The organism is Sphingorhabdus sp. (assembly GCF_023910635.1).
Classification (GTDB): domain Bacteria; phylum Pseudomonadota; class Alphaproteobacteria; order Sphingomonadales; family Sphingomonadaceae; genus Sphingorhabdus_B.
This window is the reverse complement of the sequence record NZ_JAAVVZ010000073.1, coordinates 1-2,101: the sequence shown is the minus strand read 5'-3', so window position 1 is coordinate 2,101 and position 2,101 is coordinate 1. Positions and strand designations below refer to the sequence as shown.

Annotated in this window: 2 protein-coding genes; both read left to right on the top strand. The window is 53.6% G+C overall.

What is annotated here, in order from left to right:
* On the top strand, nucleotides 1-922 hold a 922-nt coding region (locus HEQ34_RS14240), incomplete at its 5' end, for a PD-(D/E)XK nuclease-like domain-containing protein (RefSeq protein ID WP_296201568.1).
* The gene (locus tag HEQ34_RS14235) at nucleotides 919-2,007 is read left to right on the top strand and encodes a recombinase RecT (protein ID WP_296201567.1); all 1,089 of its coding nucleotides are present in this window, start codon (nucleotides 919-921) and stop codon (nucleotides 2,005-2,007) included. The genes HEQ34_RS14240 and HEQ34_RS14235, both read left to right, overlap by 4 nt.
* Nucleotides 2,008-2,101 lie beyond the last annotated feature (94 nt).

Here is a 2,101-nt window from a genome sequence, read left to right as displayed (position 1 = left end):
CGACATACCATTGGATGACTACCATCGGAATGCAAACCAATTGCCTGGGCCTTCACTTTCGTCTTCGGGCGCGAAAAAGATCATTGCGCAGTCGGCGTATCATTATTGGTATGACTCACCTCTCAACCCAGACCGGCCAGATGAGGATGACAAGCCTCACTTCAACGTGGGTAAGGCGGCGCATGATATGCTGCTTATGGGGACGGATTGGATATTGAAATATCACGTATTGCCGGAAGGATTTTCAGCCGCCGCAAGCAAGAAGTTTGCTTATGCCATTGAAGATCGAGACGCCGCCATTGAGTCAGGTATTCCGGTTCTTCGGTATCAGGACGCCAAAGTTGTTCACGCAGTCACAAAGGCTATTGGCGCCAATAGGGACGCGATAAACGCCCTGTCAAATGGTCTGCCCGAAATGACACTGGCATGGCAGGACAAGGAAACAGGCGTTTGGCTGCGCGCGCGGCCTGACTGGTTGCCCAATTCGATCATCAACGGCGCACCCGTTCGCGTTGTGACGGATCTAAAATTCTTGGCGCAAACACATTGCCGACCGCACGGTTTCAGCAAGGCTCTATTCGATTTCGGCTACCACCAGAGCGCCGCGTTTTATGATGACGGCATTGAAGCCATTTACGGCCAGCGCGCAACTAACTGGCTATTCATCGCAGTTGAGAAGGACGCTCCATATTCGGTGAGCGTTTACGAGCTGCCACAGCAGGACGTTGAGCGCGGTCGTTTCCAGAATAGGCAAGCAATTCGCACGTTCGCTGACTGCCTCGCCGCCGACAAATGGCCCTCATACACCAGCGAAGAAATCCAGATGATTGGGATGCCCGTCTGGGCGCGCAAGTCGATTGATGAATTTGGCGGGATGAACGCCGCAACCTTAGTGAACTCATATCAGGAGCCAAGCGCATGAACGCAGTAACCACAGTTGAACGATCCGAAACGCGGCCAGCAAGTCCGCAGCGCGAGGTTCGCCAAGAAATTGAGGCGATGGCCGATCAATTCAAGATGGCGCTACCATCGCACATCAAGGTCGATAAGTTCCAGCGCGTCGCTTTAACCGCAATTATGTCTGACCCCGATTTGCTCCATGCTGATCGCCGGTCGCTGATCGGCGCGTTGACGCGCGCGGCGCAGGACGGTCTATTGCCGGACAAGCGTGAAGGCGCACTTGTTATCTTTAATCAGAAGGTCAGCAAAAAAAGCGAACAAGATCGCTGGATTCAGGCTGTCCAATGGATGCCAATGATTGCCGGCGTTCTGAAAAAGGTTCGGCAGTCTGGGGAAATATCGGCAATCACGGCCAACATCATTCACGAAAAGGACAATTTTGTCTGGTCACTCGGTGATGATGAAGCCATTGATCATACCCCGCCGAAGCTTGGCGAGGACCGCGGCAATCCCATCGGCGTATATGCAATTGCTACACTCAAGGATGGCTACAAAATCCGCGAAGTCATGGACATTCATGAAATCGAGAAGGTTCGCAAGGTCAGTAAGACCGGCCAATATGGCCCGTGGAAAGATTGGTGGGAAGAAATTGCGAAGAAAACCGTCATTCGGCGCCTGTCGAAGCGGCTGCCTATGTCCACCGACATTGAAGGTGTCATCAATGATGAGGCCACCGAAGCGGACTTTTCACGTTCGGCAATGGGAGCGCTTGGTGCGGGCCCACAGCGATTGACCCGTGAAACATTGGCAAGCCACGCCAACGAAACAGAATCCCCACAGACCCCAAGTCCGGAATCTCCTCCTGTTGAGGGCGCGGAAACTGTGTTGGATGCCAAAGAGGGTGCAGAGAAGCAAGCTGGGGCTGCACCCTCAAATAAACCACTCTGGATGACGTTGGTGGAGGGCTTGGCGATGGCCGACAACTTGCCGGACGTTGAAACCTTTGCCGCCACGTTCGACGCCAATGAGGACGAGATACCCGTCGACCGGCTTGGCGAGGTTCAAGATGCAATCAACGCCGCAACAGCGCGGCTTACGAAGGGATGATAACCATGTTTGGACTTATGCTTAAATCGACGCACGAGAAGGCTGTGAAAGAAGCGTTTTTGGCTGGTGTCGCCAGTGGAAAGGTTGAGCGATT

Excerpts from the sequence above, each read along its gene's own strand:
- HEQ34_RS14235 (WP_296201567.1), top strand. The coding sequence starts at position 919 with ATGAACGCAGTAACCACAGTTGAACGATCCGAAACGCGGCCAGCAAGT.